Annotated in this window: 14 protein-coding genes and 1 pseudogene; 12 read left to right on the top strand and 3 right to left on the bottom strand. The window is 68.8% G+C overall.

Features of this window, described 5'->3' with window-relative positions:
- The first annotated feature begins 4 nt into the window (after positions 1–4).
- On the top strand, positions 5–679 hold the full coding sequence (locus tag J2852_RS20715; protein ID WP_209879073.1) for a DUF4142 domain-containing protein: 675 nt from the start codon (positions 5–7) through the stop codon (positions 677–679).
- 8 nt (positions 680–687) lie between these two features.
- Here J2852_RS20715 and entS read toward each other — a convergent pair whose 3' ends face one another.
- Both entS and J2852_RS20705 read right to left on the bottom strand, forming a co-directional pair.
- Positions 688–1,938, bottom strand: a complete 1,251-nt coding sequence (gene entS, locus J2852_RS20710) for an enterobactin transporter EntS (protein WP_209879071.1) — start codon at positions 1,936–1,938, stop codon at positions 688–690.
- 5 nt (positions 1,939–1,943) lie between these two features.
- Positions 1,944–2,852 (bottom strand): helix-turn-helix transcriptional regulator, encoded by a 909-nt coding sequence (locus J2852_RS20705; protein ID WP_209879069.1) that lies wholly within the window; start codon positions 2,850–2,852, stop codon positions 1,944–1,946.
- A 360-nt stretch (positions 2,853–3,212) separates the two neighbouring features.
- Here J2852_RS20705 and J2852_RS20700 point away from each other — a divergent pair, with 360 nt between their 5' ends.
- The 7 genes and pseudogenes from J2852_RS20700 to J2852_RS20670 all read left to right on the top strand — a co-directional run bounded on the left by J2852_RS20700 (position 3,213) and on the right by J2852_RS20670 (position 11,503).
- Positions 3,213–5,537 (top strand): TonB-dependent siderophore receptor, encoded by a 2,325-nt coding sequence (locus J2852_RS20700; RefSeq protein WP_209879068.1) that lies wholly within the window; start codon positions 3,213–3,215, stop codon positions 5,535–5,537.
- 5 nt (positions 5,538–5,542) lie between these two features.
- A complete protein-coding gene (locus J2852_RS20695) occupies positions 5,543–6,718 on the top strand; it encodes an ABC transporter substrate-binding protein (RefSeq protein WP_209879066.1) in 1,176 nt (391 codons plus the stop codon).
- A pseudogene (locus J2852_RS32400) lies at positions 6,715–7,772 on the top strand (FecCD family ABC transporter permease). The gene J2852_RS20695 and the pseudogene J2852_RS32400 overlap by 4 nt, the downstream one beginning before the upstream one ends.
- Entirely contained in the window at positions 7,769–8,620 is an 852-nt protein-coding gene (locus tag J2852_RS20685; protein WP_209879064.1) for an ABC transporter ATP-binding protein, read from the top strand. Before J2852_RS32400 ends, J2852_RS20685 begins: the two are co-directional and overlap by 4 nt.
- On the top strand, positions 8,620–9,690 hold the full coding sequence (locus J2852_RS20680) for a siderophore-interacting protein (protein ID WP_209879062.1): 1,071 nt from the start codon (positions 8,620–8,622) through the stop codon (positions 9,688–9,690). Before J2852_RS20685 ends, J2852_RS20680 begins: the two co-directional genes overlap by 1 nt.
- A gap of 128 nt (positions 9,691–9,818) precedes the next feature.
- Positions 9,819–10,745, top strand: coding sequence for an ABC transporter ATP-binding protein (locus J2852_RS20675; RefSeq protein WP_209879060.1), 927 nt, complete (start codon positions 9,819–9,821; stop codon positions 10,743–10,745).
- Positions 10,742–11,503, top strand: a complete 762-nt coding sequence (locus tag J2852_RS20670) for an ABC transporter permease (protein ID WP_209879059.1) — start codon at positions 10,742–10,744, stop codon at positions 11,501–11,503. The genes J2852_RS20675 and J2852_RS20670 overlap by 4 nt, the downstream gene beginning before the upstream one ends.
- 15 nt (positions 11,504–11,518) lie before the next feature.
- On the opposite strand, the gene J2852_RS20665 is transcribed toward J2852_RS20670, so the two are convergent.
- Entirely contained in the window at positions 11,519–12,319 is an 801-nt protein-coding gene (locus J2852_RS20665) for a class I SAM-dependent methyltransferase (protein ID WP_209879057.1), read from the bottom strand.
- Between the two features lie 195 nt (positions 12,320–12,514).
- Here J2852_RS20665 and J2852_RS20660 point away from each other — a divergent pair, with 195 nt between their 5' ends.
- From J2852_RS20660 to yddG, 4 genes are all read left to right on the top strand, one after another.
- Entirely contained in the window at positions 12,515–12,883 is a 369-nt protein-coding gene (locus J2852_RS20660) for a nuclear transport factor 2 family protein (RefSeq protein ID WP_209879055.1), read from the top strand.
- 50 nt (positions 12,884–12,933) lie between these two features.
- Positions 12,934–13,785: an alpha/beta fold hydrolase gene (locus J2852_RS20655; RefSeq protein WP_209879053.1), complete on the top strand. Its 852-nt coding sequence runs from the start codon at positions 12,934–12,936 to the stop codon at positions 13,783–13,785.
- Between the two features lie 59 nt (positions 13,786–13,844).
- Positions 13,845–14,690, top strand: coding sequence for a helix-turn-helix domain-containing protein (locus J2852_RS20650; protein WP_209879051.1), 846 nt, complete (start codon positions 13,845–13,847; stop codon positions 14,688–14,690).
- Positions 14,691–14,848: 158 nt separating this feature from the next.
- A complete protein-coding gene (gene yddG / locus J2852_RS20645) occupies positions 14,849–15,754 on the top strand; it encodes an aromatic amino acid exporter YddG (RefSeq protein ID WP_209879049.1) in 906 nt (301 codons plus the stop codon).
- Positions 15,755–15,758 lie beyond the last annotated feature (4 nt).

The following is a 15,758-nucleotide window of genomic DNA, read 5'->3' as shown; positions in this document are numbered from 1 at the left end:
CACCATGCGCAGGATCGTTGCCGCCGCCGCCCTCGGAGCCGTTCTGATGTCCGGTTCCGCCTGGTCCCAGGCCAACCTCCGGCCGGACACCACGCCGCGTCTGCCGCCGCAGCCGGGGCAGTCCCTTCCCGTCGAGGATGCGCTGTTCCTCAAGGAGGCGGCTGCGGCCAGCCAGGGCCAGACGGAACTCGGGAAGCTTGCGGCCGAGAAGGCGCCGGACGACTCCGTCAGGGCTCTCGCCAAGGGGATTGCGGAGACCCATCAGAAGATCGGCGAGCATTTGAAGCGTCTGACCGGCAGCCGCCAGCTGCCGCCCGCCGACCAGCTGAAGCCGCAGCGCGCCGACGGCCTGGGCGCCGCCGGGGCGGTGAGCAACCCGGCGAACGCGCAGGAGGGCTTGGCGCAGGAGGCCGTCAAGGCGCTGTCCGGAACGAGCGGCGAGGCCTTCGCCAAAGGCTACATCGAAGCGCAGTTGCGCCTCCACGAGCGCATCGTGGACCTTTACCAGACCGAGGCGTCCCACACGCCCGACCGCGAGCTTGCCACCTTCGCGATCACCAGTCTGGTGCCCATCCAGAAGGACCGCGACGCCCTGCGGCAGATGGCCGGACGGTTCGGGATCCGTGCTCCTGTCGAGGGGCAGGCGGTGCAGTACGGCGATCCGGCCAAAGCCCGGTGACGCGACGCCTATGCCACGGGGGATGATGCGGCGTGCAGCGGCGCCGTTCGCAACGGCCGTGACAGGCCGATCATCCCCAGGCTGAGCAGCAGACAGCCCGTTCCGCCCAGGCGCAAGGCGGGTTTCATCCCGATCCAGCCGGTCAGCATGCCCATCTCCAGGTTGCCCAGCGCCGGGGCGACGGTCGCCTGCATCATCCAGAAGCTGAAGACGCGGCCCCGCAGGGCGTCGGGCGTGTGGCTCTGGATCAGGGCGCTCCGGAGGATCTCGGACACGGTGTCGGCGCAGCCCATGACGGCGAGGAGGGCGAGCGCCATCCACAGCGAATTGGTGGCGGACAAGCCGGCCACGCCCAGCCCCCAGACGGCGACGGCGAGGCCGATCGCCACCCCAGGCCGGGTGGAGCGCCGCATCCAGCCGAACAGCAGCGCGGCGGCGAAGGCGCCGGCCGCAGGCGCCGCGTAGAGCAGCCCGACGGCGGACTGCCCCATCCCCAGGGCTTCGGTGGCGAACTGGGGCAGGAGCGCCAAGGGCATCGCCATCAGCATGGCGAGGGAGTCGATCAACAGGATCGACAACAGCATCCGTTTCCCGATCAGGAAGCGGAAACCGTCGGCAAGCGCTACGAGCGGCTTCGTCGTGGCATCTGGTGGCGGCGGCAGGCTCGGCAGGCGGGCGAGCAGCACCGGCGTCAGCGCGGTCCCGGCGGCCACCAGCCCGTAGGCGCCCAGAATCCCGGTCTGGTCGATCATGACTCCGCCGACGAGCGGTCCGAGGATGCCGCCCCCCTGAATGGCGATGGAGTTCAGCGCCGACACCGCCGGCAGCTGGTCCCGCTCGACCAGCATGGGTTGCGCGGCGCCGAGGGCGGGCAGGCTGATCCCGCCGGTCAGGCCGGCGATCAGGGCGGCGATCATCATCGGCCAGAGGGCGGGCGCGGGGCTCAGCGTGTTGGCGATCAGCACGGCGATGGCCAGCAGATAGACCGTGCGCGCCGCCACGATGATCCGGCGCCGGTCCATGCGGTCGGCCAGGACGCCGCCCACCAGCAAGGACACCGCCATGGATACGGCCGAGACGGCCATCAGGGTCGCCACGGCGACCGAGGAACCCCCGATGCCGTAGGCCTGGACGCCCAGCGCGACGGTCAGGACGCCGTAGGACAGCAGGGAGGACAGCCGGGCTCCGTACAGCAGGCGGAACGCGCGGTTCTGGCGCAGCGGCGACAGATCGAGGAAATGGTCGGAAAGGCGCGCCATGGCGGTCAGATCCTCCGGCTCTGGCGTGACGCCGATGCCTCGCTCGGCGTCAGGCCGAACCGCCGCTTGAACGCGGTCGCGAAGTTGGCGGGGGAGGAATAGCCGGCGATGGCGCTGGCTTCCTGCACGCAGGCGTCCCCGCTCCGCAACGCCGCGAAGGCGCGTTCGAGGCGGACGCGGCGCACGTATTCGTAGACGCTGAGGCCTTCGGACAGCCGGAACAGCCGCTGCAGGCCGCTGCTGCTCACCCCCGCCTCCCGCGCGATCCTTTCCACGCTCAGCGATTCGCCCGTGTGGGCGGCGATCAGGTCCATGGCGCGTTGCAGGCGGATGCGGTCGCGGCGCGCGAGGATGCCGTCGCCGCCCTCCGCGCGGTCGCTCCGCATCGCGGCGCCGATTGCCTCGGCGATGATCTCGATGGCGCGGCCTTCCAGATAGAGCTTGCGCAGTCCCGGCATGACGGCGGGCGGCGCGAAGACGCTCCGGACGAGTTCGACGAGGCGCGGGGTCGGGATCCAGCGATGGTTCGCGAGATGATCCTTGAAGAGACGGGCGGCGAGGTTCCCGTCCTGCACCGCCTCGATCCCTTCAAGGTTGAGCCATTCCGGCGTGGCCGAGATCACGAGGTGGTGGACGCGCTGCCGCCCCTTCGACACCCTCCGGAAGCGTTCCGGCGTCACGTTCATGACGGCCGCGGCCCCCATCGCCCCACCCTCGGTGCCCCGGAACTCGAAGCGGCGGTCGCCGATCGACACGTCGATCGCGCCGTCGAGGAAGAAGATGCAGGACAGCCCCTTCCGGAGCGAGGAGGTGGCGGTGAAGGCGTGTTCCTCGATCGCGTTGCCGCCGTGCAGGAACAGGCCCTTGCGCAGTTCCTGGTGCAGCAGTTCGCCGCTGATCAACGTGTCCTCCATGGAAATCCGACTGTCCGGGCTGTCGAGGACAAGACCGCCGCCCTGAAGCAGATCGCAGACACGGACGCGCTTGTCGCAACCGTCCTTGAAGCTTGCGCCATGCGCACAGGAATGACTCCCCATACCGGATGCCTTTCGAGCCTGTTCGGGCAACAATTCCCGCGCGGCGTTCCGCGATCAAGTGCCGGAGACGGCGTCCGCGCAATTTTTGTTCGCTGACAAACGTTCCTGATCGCCGCGCAAAGGCGCCCCCCTTGTCATGCGCGATACCATAATGCCATACCCCCAGAAATAAGAATGATTATCATTATCATAAATTAGAGGGGGTGTCAGATGGCCTGGACGGGAGCGAACAAGACCATGCGCAGCGCGGATGCCAAGCGCGGACGGCCGGCGGATCCGGACCGCCTGACCTTCCGGCGGGCCGGTGGCGTCGCGGCGGCCGGAACACGGGGACGCTCCCTGCTGCTGGCCTCCACCGTGCTGGGCGGCGTCCTGGCCGTGTTCGCGCCGACCGCCTTTGCGCAGCAAGGGGGCGCCCAGCAAGGAGCCGCCAAGCCCGCCGACGGCGCGAACGCCACGGTGTCGGGACCCGTCCTTCTCGGCAGCGTCACCGTCGAAAGCGAGGGTTCCCGTGGCCCCGAAACGGGCATCGTCGCCAAGCGGAGCGCCGCCGCGTCCAAGACCGACACGCCCCTCATCGAGACGCCGCAGGCGGTCAGCGTCGTGACACGCGGCCAGATGGACGCGCAGGGCGCGGGTTCCGTCTCGGAGGCGCTGCGCTACACGCCGGGCGTGAACGTGGAGGCGAACGGCTACGACATCCGCTACGACTGGCTCTGGGTCCGGGGCCTCAACACCTACGGCACCATGTGGCTCGACGGGCTGACGCTCCCCGGCGACCCCAACAACTACGCCACGCCGAGCATCGACCTGCACGCGCTGGAGCGCGTCGAGGTGGTGAAGGGCCCCGCCTCGGTGCTGTACGGGCGCGCGGTTCCCGGCGGCCTCGTCAATCAGGTCAGCAAGCGGCCTCTGGCAAAGCCGCACCGCGAGGTGGCCGTCGAGACGAGCGGCTTCGACGGCGTCGAAGGCTCGGTCGATATGACCGGGCCCCTGACGGCCGACGGCACGTGGCTGTACCGCATCGCCGGGCTGGCCAGGAACATGGGCACGCAGGTCGATATGGAGCGCGACCGCCGGATCATGATCGCGCCCAGCATCACCTGGAAGCCGCAAGGCGGCACGTCTCTGACCCTGCACGGCTATTACCAGCGCGACCGGGACAGCTTCTCCGCGCGCTTCTACCCGGCGCGGGGGACGCTGCTGCCGAACCCGGCGGGCCAGATTCCGCGTGACCGCTTCTTCGCCGATCCCAACGCGGACGAGTTCAACCGCGATTACTTCGCGATCGGCTACGAGTTCGCGCACCGCTTCGACGAGACGTGGACGGTGCGGCAGAACCTGCGCTACGGCCGCGCCGACCAGGACATGTTCATCGCAATCGTCAATCCCGCCTTCGCCTTTTCCGGGCCGCCGTCCAACGTGCTGGACCGGGTGTCCGCGGTTTCCAAGGACTGGCTTTCGACCGTCGCGGTGGACACCCAGGCCGAGGCGGCCTTCCAGACCGGAGCGCTGGGCCACACCGTGCTGTTCGGCGTGGATTACGTGCGCGGCGTCTCGGACACCAAGTTCGGCAATTCGGGGTTCCGCGACCCCGTGCCGCCGCCCATCGATTTCCTCAACCCGACCTACGGGCACGTCATCCCCGTGCCGGCCTACCAACGTTCCGGACGGCAGGAGCAGAATCAGGTCGGCCTCTACACCCAGGACCAGATCCGCTACGGCCGCTGGGTCGGCACGCTCGGCCTGCGTTACGACATGTCCTCGATCGAGACCGCCAACCGGATGTCCACGACGCCGAACGTCTCGACCGACGACAACAAGTTCAGCGGGCGCGTGGGTCTGACGTACCTGTTCGACAACGGTGTCGCCCCCTACGCCAGCTATTCGACCTCCTTCCTGCCGGTCCTCGGCACCGACCGGAGCGGCAGCCCCTTCGAGGCGCAGACAGCCGAGCAGTTCGAGGTCGGCGTGAAATACGAGCCGCCCGGCGGGCGTGGTCTGGTGACGATGTCGCTGTTCACCCTCACCCTGGACGGCGCGCTGACCTCCGACCCGGCCGACACGCGCTTCAGCGTGCAGAGCGGTGAACAGCGTGTGCGCGGCGTCGAGATCGAGGGCAAGGTCGAGCTTACGTCGGAAATCGACCTGCTGGGCTCCTACGCCTATTCGGACTCCGAAGTGGTGCGGTCGAACAGCGTCGTCGAGGTCGGCCGCGAGATGCAACGCCTCCCGAAGCATCAGGCGAGCGCGTGGGCGAACTACCGGCCCGGCTATGTTCCGGGGCTTTCGCTGGGCGCCGGCGTGCGGGCCACGTCTTCCTACCAGAGCGACAGCACCTACCTGCCGGAACTGCGCATTCCGGGCCGTGCGATGGTCGATGCCGGGATCAGCTACGATCTCGGCGCGGTGAACAGCCGGCTCGAAGGCGCCGTGGTGCGGGTCAACGCCACCAACCTGTTCGACCGGGAGTACGTCTCGCACTGCCTCGACCTGACGGGCGGAAGCTGCAACTACGGAGCCGGGCGCACGGTCACCGCCGGCCTGAAATACTCATGGTGACGGCCATGCGCTTTCGGCGTGTGGCGGGGGGCGCCGGTGCCGGTGCGGCCCGGCGCCCCGCCGGTCTGCTCCGCCTCGTCTGCCTTGCCGTGCTGGCCTGGAGCGTCGTCGGTCCGGCGTGGGCCGACATCGTGATGACCGACGCCGCCGGGCGGGAGGTGCGCCTGGAGCGTCCGGCGACCCGGATCGTCACCAACGAAAGCCTGATCCTGCTCTCGCTGGCGCTGATCGACCCGGACCCGGTGGCCCGTCTGGCGGGGTGGGCGGCGCCGCAGCGCGTGGATCGCGGGATATACGACGCCTTCCGCCGGCGCTTCCCGGCGATCGACCGCATCCCGGTCGTCGGCGCCGTGGTGCCGTCCAACGTTTCCATGGAGGCGCTGCTGAGCGTTCAGCCGGATCTGTTCGTGGTCCGCATCTGGCAGCCGGGCTGGGACGATCTGGCGCGGCAGTTGGAAGCCGCCGGGGTGCCGGTCCTCTTCCTCGACGGCCCCTCCACCGCCACCCGCAGCCCGGCGGACGCCACGGCCTTCTCCATCGAGCTTCTGGGAAAGGCCATCGGGCGGGAGGAACAGGCCGGCGCCTTCGCCGAGTTCGTCCGTTCGCGCTACCGGATGGTGGCCGAGCGGCTGGCGGGGACGGCCGAACGCCCGAAGGTGCTGATGGATGTCCATGCGGGGGCGCTCTGCTGCTACACGCCCGGCCGGGGCAACCGCATCACGCAGGATCTGCAACTCGCCGGTGGCCACAACATCGGTTCGGACTTCGTGGCCGGCTACGACGGCCAGCTCAGCACCGAATACGTGCTCGGCGCCGAACCGGACGTCTATATCGGCACCGGCTCCCCCCATCTGGCGGCGCAGGGCGGCCTCGCCCTCGGGGGTGGGATCGACGCCGCGAGCGCGCGGGCCTCCCTGCGGGCGGTGCTGGGGCGCAACCTCCTCGGCGAGCTTGCGGCGGTGCGCGAGGGGCGCGCCTTCGCCGTGTCGCACCAGCTCGCGATCTCGGCGCTGAGCGTCCTCGCCTTCGAATGCTTCGCGACATGGAGCCATCCCGATCTGTTCGCCGACCTCGATCCCGCCGAAACGCTGGCCGAGATCAACCGCCGCTTCCTGGCGGTTCCGGTCGAGGGGACCTTCTGGATCGGCCTTAAGGACGAGGCGGGCGGCGCGCGGCCATGAGAATCGCATCGGGCAGGATCTCGTCGGGCAGGGAAGCCCTGCTGGACCATCGCCGGACGCTCCGGCGCCGTGTCGCGCTCATCCTGGCGCTCTGCGCGGCGGGCGCGCTGGCCTTTCTCGCCGACCTCACCACGGGGCCGTCGGGGCTGGGCGTGCGGGACACCCTGGCCGCGCTTTTCCACGCGCAGGAGGTGTCCCGCACCGCCGAGGTGATCGTGTGGCAGGTCCGCCTGCCCATGAGCGCGATGGCGCTGCTGGTCGGCGCCGCGCTCGCCCTGGCCGGGGCGGAGATGCAGACCATCCTCGGCAACCCGCTGGCCGAGCCTTTCACGCTGGGCGTGTCCTACTGCGCGGCGCTGGGTGCTGCGGTCGCCATCGTGCTGGGCGTGGCGCTGCCCCTGGTGCCGCCGGCCTGGACCGTCTCGGCCAGCGCCTTCGTCTTCGCGCTCGCCTCGCTCGGTGCCATCCACGCGCTGGCGCGGACCGGCAGACCCTGGTCCTGTTCGGCATCGCGGTCGGCTTCACCGCCGGGGCGCTGCTGTCGCTCCTGCAATTCATAGCGTCCGCCGACGCGCTCCAGCAGCTCGTCTTCTGGACCATGGGGAGCCTGGCGCGGGCGAACGCCCACAGCGTTCCGGTCGTTCTCGCCGTGCTGGTCGTGTGCGTGCCCTTCTCGCTGGCCGCATCCTGGCGTTTCACGGTCCTGCGGCTGGGGGAAGAACGCGCGCGAAGCCTGGGGATCGACGTGGAGCGGCTGCGGACGGCGGCGCTCCTGCGCATCGGCCTGCTGTCGGCAATCTCCGTCGCCTTCGTCGGGGTCATCGGCTTCGTCGGGCTGGTCGGGCCGCACATCGCGCGGATGCTGGTGGGCGAGGACCACCGTTTCCTGCTGCCAGCCAGCATGGCGGTCGGCGCGCTCGTCATGCTGACGGCCTCCATCGCCGCCAAGATGATCATTCCCGGCGTGCTGGTCCCGATCGGTGTCGTGACGGCGCTGGTGGGCCTGCCGGTCTTCTTCGCGCTCGTGCTGCGCCGCCAGGGAGGACGGCGATGACCGTGAGCCAAGACGCCGCCCTCACCGTGCGCGGCCTGCACGCCGGCTATGGCGGGCGGACCGTGATCGAGCGGCTGAGCCTGCCCGCGATGGTGCCGGGGCGGCTCGTCGCGCTGGTCGGGCCGAACGCGGCCGGCAAGTCCACCCTGCTGCGCGCCATGGCCCATCTGGTTCGAATGCGGGGGGAGATCCGGCTGGGCGGAATCGACCTTGCCCGCCTCAAGCCCGCCGAACGCGCCGCGACCATCGGCTTCATGCCGCAGAGCCTTCCCGACGACGTGTCGCTGAGCGTGCTCGAATCGGTGATCGCCGCCATCACGGTGACGGCAGGAGGCGGCGACGGAACGCCGGTCGCGGAGCGTGCCCTGGACGTGCTGGAGGATCTCGGCGTCGCCGATCTGGCCTCGCGCACGCTCAACCTGCTGTCGGGTGGGCAGAAGCAGGTGGTGAGCCTCGCCCAGGCCATCGCCTGCGCACCGCCGGTCCTGCTCCTCGACGAGCCGACCAGCGCGCTCGATCCGGCGCGGCAGTTCCAGATCATGTGCATCGTCAAGGGCTACGCCGTCGCGGGCCGGATCGTGGTCGCCGTGATGCACGACCTCGCCCTGGCGGCACAGTGGGCGGACGAGATCGTCGTGCTGACCCGGGGGCGGCTGCACGGCGCGGGCCCGCCCGCCGACATTCTCACGCCGGGAATGCTCGCCGAGGTCTACGGGATCGCGGCGCGCGTCGAACGCTGTTCCGAGGGCCGCCTGCAAATCCTGGTGGACGGCGTCGTGCCGCCGCGCCCCATCCGCGCCGCGGCAGGGGGGCAAATCGAGCCAGTCACAAGAAGGGAGTTTCGTTGATGAAGGATTGTCTTGCACACGCCCGCGTCGCCCTCTCCAACCCGGAGGAGGTGATCGCTCGCGTCTGCGGCCATATGGTGGAGCATGGCGGCCGGGCGGAGGAGCGGGACGGGGCGCACATCCTGCACATCCACGATGCTCAGGCGCGCTTCACGCGCGACGGCGACGCGACCCTGATCGAGGTGACCACCAAGGACTTGGAAGGCCTTTACCACATGCGGTCGATCATCGCCTCCCACGTCCTGGAATTCGCCGAGGGGCCGGTTCCGGAGATCGCGTGGGCGGGCGATGGCGGCGACATCTTGCGGCCGCCCAACTTCCAGATCCTTCAGGTCGTGGGCGTCCGTGACGTGACGCCGCACATGCGCCGCCTCACCCTCTCCGGGGCGGATGTCGCCCGCTTCGCGCCGACGAGCGCGCTCCACCTCAACATCCTTGTTCAGCATCCCGCCGCGTCGGAGCCGCAATGGCCGACCGTCGGCCGGAACGGGCTCATCCAGTGGGCGGATCCCGAGCATCGCCCCCTTTTCCGAAAATACACGGTGCGGTCGCTCGATCTGGCGGCAGGCACGCTCGACATCGACTTCGTGCTCCACGCCGACGCCGGTCCGGGCTCGACCTTCGCGGAGCGGGCAAAGCCGGGCGACCGGGTCGGGATTGTCGGTCCCGGCGGCGGCGGGCTGGTCGAGGCCGACTGGTATCTGTTCGCGGGCGACGAAACGGCGCTGCCGGCCATCGCGCGCATGCTGGAACACCTCCCGGAAGGCGCGCGGGGCAGGGCGGTGATCGAGGTGGCGGACGCCGGCGATATCCAACCGCTGACCGTGAAGGCCGACATCGAGGTCGAGTGGCTGCTGCGCAACGGCGCCCCGGCCGGCACGACAACGCTGCTGGCCGACGCGGTGCGTGGCATCGCCTTTCCCGACGATGGATCGCGGGTCTATGCCTGGGCAGCCTGCGAGTATCAGGCGTTTCGCGCGATCCGCAGCTGTTTGCGCGAGGAACGCCGCCTGCAAGCGCACGAGCACCTTGCCGTCGCTTACTGGCGCCGGGGTGAAGAGGGAGACTGAGGCGACGCTGTCGCGGCAACGTTGCTTGCCGCCCCCTCATGTTCGGATTCCGCCCGGCGCCGGCAAAGGCTATGGTGCCCCGCTCTGGTGGCGCCGGCACCCGGCGGACCCGCAAGCCGAGGGGAGACATGCAGCCGATCATTGAGATCCGTGGGTTGGAGAAGACCTACGCATCCGGCTTCCAAGCCCTGAAGGGTGTCGATCTCGACATTCGCCGTGGCGAGATCTTTGCGCTGCTCGGCCCGAACGGCGCTGGCAAGACGACGCTGATCAGCATCGTCTGCGGCATCGTCCGGGCGACAGCCGGCAGCGTGACGGTGGACGGCCACGACATCGTGCGCGACTGGCGCGCCGCGCGCTCCCTGATCGGCCTCGTCCCGCAGGAACTGACGACCGAGGCGTTCGAGAGCGTCTGGGCGACCGTCAGCTTCAGCCGGGGCCTGTTCGGCAAGCCCCCCAACCCCGCGCTGATCGAGAGGATCCTGAAGGACCTGTCCCTGTGGGACAAGAAGGACACCAAGGTCATGGCGCTGTCCGGCGGCATGAAGCGGCGCGTGCTGATCGCCAAGGCGCTGTCGCACGAGCCGCGCGTCCTGTTCCTGGACGAGCCGACCGCCGGGGTGGATGTCGAGCTTCGCCGCGGCATGTGGGAGATGATCGGGCGCCTGCGCGAAAGCGGCGTCACCATCATCCTGACCACCCACTACATCGAGGAAGCCGAGGAGATGGCCGACAGCATCGGCGTGATCTCCGGCGGGCGGATCATCCTGGTGGAGGAAAAGGCCGCGCTGATGGAGAAGCTGGGTAAGCGGCTGCTGACCCTGCACTTGCAAAGCCCGCTGGACGCCATCCCGGCCGAACTCGCGGGCTATCCCCTGACCCTGTCGGACGACGGGCGGGAACTGGTCTACAGCTTCGATTCGCAGCACGAGCACACCGGCATCGCCGGGCTGCTGCGCAAGCTGGGCGACCACGGCATCGATTTCACGAACCTGCGCACCGAGGAAAGCTCCCTGGAGGAGATCTTCGTCAGCCTGGTGAAGGAGCGGGCATGAACCTCCATGCGATCAAGGCCATCTATGTCTTCGAACTGGCCCGCACCTGGCGCACGCTGTTCCAGAGCATCGCCGGCCCGGTGATCTCCACGTCGCTGTACTTCATCGTCTTCGGGGCGGCCATCGGCGGACGCTTCGCGTCGGTCGAGGGCGTCAGCTACGGCGCGTTCCTGGTCCCCGGTCTCGTCATGATGTCGGTGCTGACGGAGAGCGTGTCGAACGCGTCCTTCGGCATCTACATGCCGCGCTATTCCGGCACGATCTACGAGGTGCTGTCGGCCCCCATCTCCGCTTTCGAGACGGTGATCGGCTATGTCGGGGCGGCGGCGACGAAGTCCGTCATCCTCGGTACGCTGATCCTGCTGACGGCGCGGCTGTTCGTGGATTTTTCCATCGCCCACCCGTTCTGGATGGTCGCATTCCTCGTGCTGACGTCGGTGACCTTCAGCCTGCTCGGCTTCATCCTGGGCATCTGGGCCGATGGGTGGGAAAAGTTGCAGATCGTGCCGATGCTGATCGTGACGCCGCTGGCCTTTCTGGGCGGGAGCTTCTATTCGATCAGCATGCTGCCGCCGTTCTGGCAGCAGGTCACCCTGTTCAACCCGGTCGTCTATCTGGTCAGCGGCTTTCGCTGGAGCTTCTATGGCGCCGCTGACGTTCCCGTGGCCCTGAGCCTCGCCATGACCGCGCTGATGCTGGTGATCTGTCTCGCCGTGGTGTGGTGGATTTTCCGCACGGGCTATAAACTGAAAAGCTAAGCGTGTCCTTTCTCGTCAGCCTTTGCGGCCCCTCACGGCCCAGGCCCGCGCGACAAGGTGGATGCTGCCGTCCGCCTGAGCCGGTAAGGACGCCCGCAGGCGCTCGCGCAACGCGGCCCGGCTATCCTCGTCCAACGACATGCAGTAGGCCGGTGCCGGCGCCTGCCCCCCGAGAAACGGGGTCCAGTAATCGTCGAAGTCGCGGAACTTGGTGGGAATGTCGATCGCAAGGGTCTTCACCTGCGAAAGGCCGGCGTCATCGAACAGCCGGTGCAAGGCATCCGACTGGCATATCGGGAAACGCTGCCCCTCGTCGAACCCAAGGGCCTGCCTGTCCAGTGCGATCGCCGCATCCCAAAAGCGGCGCATCAACTCCATCTTGCCCGCGTAATCCCAGACATAGAGCGCCACCTCGCCGCCTGGTCGAACGACCCGCGCCATCTCGGACACCGCGAGCGGATGATCGGGCACGAAGTTGAGGACGAGGCCGGACACCACGCGATCAAACCGGGCGGCGGGAAATGGCAGGCCAAGGGCATTGGCTTGAAGCAGCTCGGCGCCTGAGTCCTGCAAGCGCCGACGTGCGAAGTCGAGAAAGCCGGCCGACGGATCAATCCCCACCAGGCGTTTGGGGGCGCATCGCCCGGCGATGGCCTCCGCCACCACTCCGGTGCCGCAGCCCACGTCAAGCCAGTCGAGTCCGGTCGGGGCGTCCAGCCAGCCGAGCAACGCGTGGGCAACCGGACGGCTCCAGCGTCCCACGTAGGGTTCATAGAGGTCACCGCTCGCCCAGTGAACGGCCGCGGCTTCAGTCATCGCAGGGGCTCCCTTGGCCTTTGCGAGCCCGATCGTACTCCCTCCTGGCTCCGCGATCACTGGTACAGGCGGATAGGCGGGAGACCGCGACAAGAGCCTTTTCTTTACCTGTCACGTAATCGCGGGCGGATCGATGAGCGGCGATGCTGTGGGCGTCCGGTCGATCCGGGCAACGCCCCAAGAAGGAGCCCTGCCATGACGAACGCCGCCCTTGTCGCCCAGCATTACATCGCCGCGTGGAACGAAACCGACCCGACCCGCCGGCGTGCGCTGCTCGCTGAGCACTGGACCGAGGATGCGCATTACCTCGACCCGATGGTGCGGGCGAACGGCCATGCGGACATAGACGCTCTGATCGAGGCCGTGCAGCAGCGGTTCCCGAACGTCCGCTTCGCCCTGCACGGCACGCCCGACGGTCACAACGACCGCGTGCGCTTCTCCTGGTCGCTGGGGTTGGCGGGGGCCGAGCCCGTGGTCATCGGCACCGACTTCGTCCAGCTCGCCGCCGATGGACGGATCCGCTCGGTGACCGGCTTCCTGGACCGGGTTCCGGCCGGTGCGTGACGCACCGGCCTTCCCGTCCCGCAGCCTCACCGAACGCAGGAGCACCGACCATGAGCGTGCCATCGATGTCCCCCGCCGGCCCGGCCGAGCCCGGCTTCATCCACACCGACGACGGCGTGAAGCTCTTCTACCGGGATTGGGGGCGGGGGAATCCCGTTGTCTTCCTGTCGAGCTGGTCGCTGAACTCCGACTCCTGGGCCTATCAGATGCTGGCGCTGACGGAGCACGGCCACCGCTGCATCGCGTATGACCGCCGTGGTCATGGCCAGTCGAGCGATCCGGGGACCGGCTTCGACTTTGACCGGCTGGCCGACGACCTCGCCACCCTGCTCGACACGCTGGATCTGCGTGGCGTCACGTTGGTTGGCCATTCCATGTCCTGCGGGGAAATCGTCCGCTACCTGAGCCGGCATGGCAGCGGCCGCGTTTCCCGAACGGTCCTGGTTGGCACGGTAACCCCGATGCTCGCCCGCACCGACGACAATCCCGATGGCATCGACCCCGCCGTCTTCGAGGCCTTTCGCTCGGACTGTCTGATGCGGGACTTTCCGAAATGGCTGGAGGACAACATTCGCCCCTTCATGACGGCGGACAGCTCGGCCGGCATGATGGCCTGGGTCAAGTCGATGGTCCTGCAAGCGTCGATGAAGGCGCTTTTGGACTGCCACCGGGCGACGACGTCCACCGACTTCCGGCGGGAGCTTCCGGAGATCGCCGTGCCGACGTTGCTGGTCCACGGTGACCTGGACGTGTCCAGCCCGCTTGCCATCACCGGGCGGAAAACCGCCGAGCTGATGCCGAACGCGACGCTGACCGTCTACGAAGGGGCGCCGCACGGGCTGTTCCTGACCCACATGGACCGCTTCAACCGCGACCTGCTGGCCTTTCTGGATGCGCGGTAGGCGGCGCTGATACCCTGGGACCGCCAAACACCAAGAAAGCCGAGAGGGAGCGAGGATCCATGCCGCAGACAGCCGTCCGACACCGTCCATCCCCCAGGACCGTGCCGCGCCAACCGGTTGGCGAACTGCTGCGCGCATGGCGCAAGCGGCGCGGTTTCAGCCAACTCGACCTCGCCTGCGAGGCCGACATCTCGACCCGGCACGTCAGCTTTCTGGAAACGGGACGTTCACAGCCCAGCCGGACCATGCTGCTCCATCTGGCGGAGCGGATGGACATTCCGCTGCGCGACCGCAACGCGCTGCTCGTCGCTGCGGGCTTTGCCCCGGTCTTTTCCGAACACCGGCTGGACGATCCCGAGATGCAGGCCGCCCGCCAAGCCGTCGACCTCGTGCTGACCGGGCACGAGCCTCACCCGGCGTTGGCCGTGGACCGGCACTGGACGCTGGTCGCGGCCAACCGGGCGGTCGCTCCGCTGCTCGCCGGTGCCGCGCCGGAGCTTCTCCAGCCTCCGGTGAACGTGCTGCGCCTCAGCCTCCACCCGTCCGGCGTGGCGTCGCGGATCGAGAATTACGCCCAGTGGCGGAGGCACATCCTGCATCGGCTGACGCACCAGATCGACGTCAGCGCCGATCCTGCGCTGGTGGCGCTGTTCGACGAGTTGAAGGGCTACCCGGCTCCCGATGGGCAGGCTCCGCACAGCCGGGGCGAGCCGCTGTCGTCGCACGACGGCGTGGTGGTCCCTCTGCGGCTTCGGACGGAAATCGGGCTGCTCAGCTTCTTCAGCACCACGACGGTTTTTGGAACGGCGGTGGACGTCACCCTGTCGGAACTGGCCATCGAAGCCTTCTTCCCGGCCGACACCGCCACAGCGGAAGCGATGCGGAAGGCGCTCTCCCCGCTTTGACTCGCGCCCATCGGATCGCCACGCCGGTCGCAAAACGTCACGCCAGAATTGCATCGAATGCCCGGCAATACCCAGGCTTTGTTGGTCCTCCCCACAATCGCGCTTCACGGGCCCTGGCCGGGGTTGCGCCGCCCCACGGCGTGGGTTAATCACGCGGGATGACGACCGAAGCCCTCTCCGCCCCCGCCGCCGAAGTCCGCCGCGCCACCGCCATCGGCGGCATGGCCATCCTGATGTGGTCCACGCTGGCGCTGCTGACCGCGCTGTCCGGCACGATACCGCCGTTTCAGCTGGTCGCCATGTCCTTCGCAGTCGCCTTCATTGTCGGTACGGCGGCCAGCGCCGCGCGCGGCAAGGACGTGATCGGCGTGCTGCGCCAGCCTTGGCCGGTCTGGCTGCTGGGCATCGCCGGGCTGTTCGGCTATCACTTCTTCTATTTCCTGGCCTTCCGTCTGGCGCCCGACGCGGCGGTCGAGGTCAATCTGCTGAACTACCTGTGGCCGCTGCTGATCGTTCTGTTCTCCGCCCTGTTGCCGGGCGAGCGGCTGAAGCGCGGGCACATCCTGGGCGCGCTGTGCGGATTGGCCGGCACGGTGCTGATCGTGACGGGGCGCGGGCGCGGCCTGTCGCTGGAGGCCGGCGCCCTGCCGGGTTACCTGTCGGCGATGACCGGCGCCGTCGCCTGGGCGGCCTATTCGGTGCTGTCGCGCCGCTTCGGCAACGTCCCGACGGAGGCGGTCGGCGGCTTCTGCCTTGCCACCGCGATCCTGGCGGGCCTGTGCCATCTGCTGTTCGAGACGACCGTGATCCCCACCGGCGGGGAATGGTTGGCCGTGCTCGCCATGGGCATCGGGCCGGTCGGGGCCGCATTCTTCGTGTGGGACCACGGCGTGAAGCGCGGCGACATCCGGGCTCTGGGCGTCCTGTCCTACGCCACGCCGCTCACCTCCACCTTCCTGCTGATCCTGTTCGGGCAGGCCACCGGCGGCTGGACCGTCTGGGCCGCCTGCGCCCTGATCATGGGCGGCGCTGTGCTGGCCAGCCGCGACGTGCTGCGCGGCTGATGTC

The organism is Azospirillum soli (genome assembly GCF_017876165.1).
In the GTDB taxonomy this organism is placed as follows: Bacteria; Pseudomonadota; Alphaproteobacteria; order Azospirillales; family Azospirillaceae; genus Azospirillum; species Azospirillum soli.
This window is presented reverse-complemented; position numbering and strand designations above follow the sequence as displayed.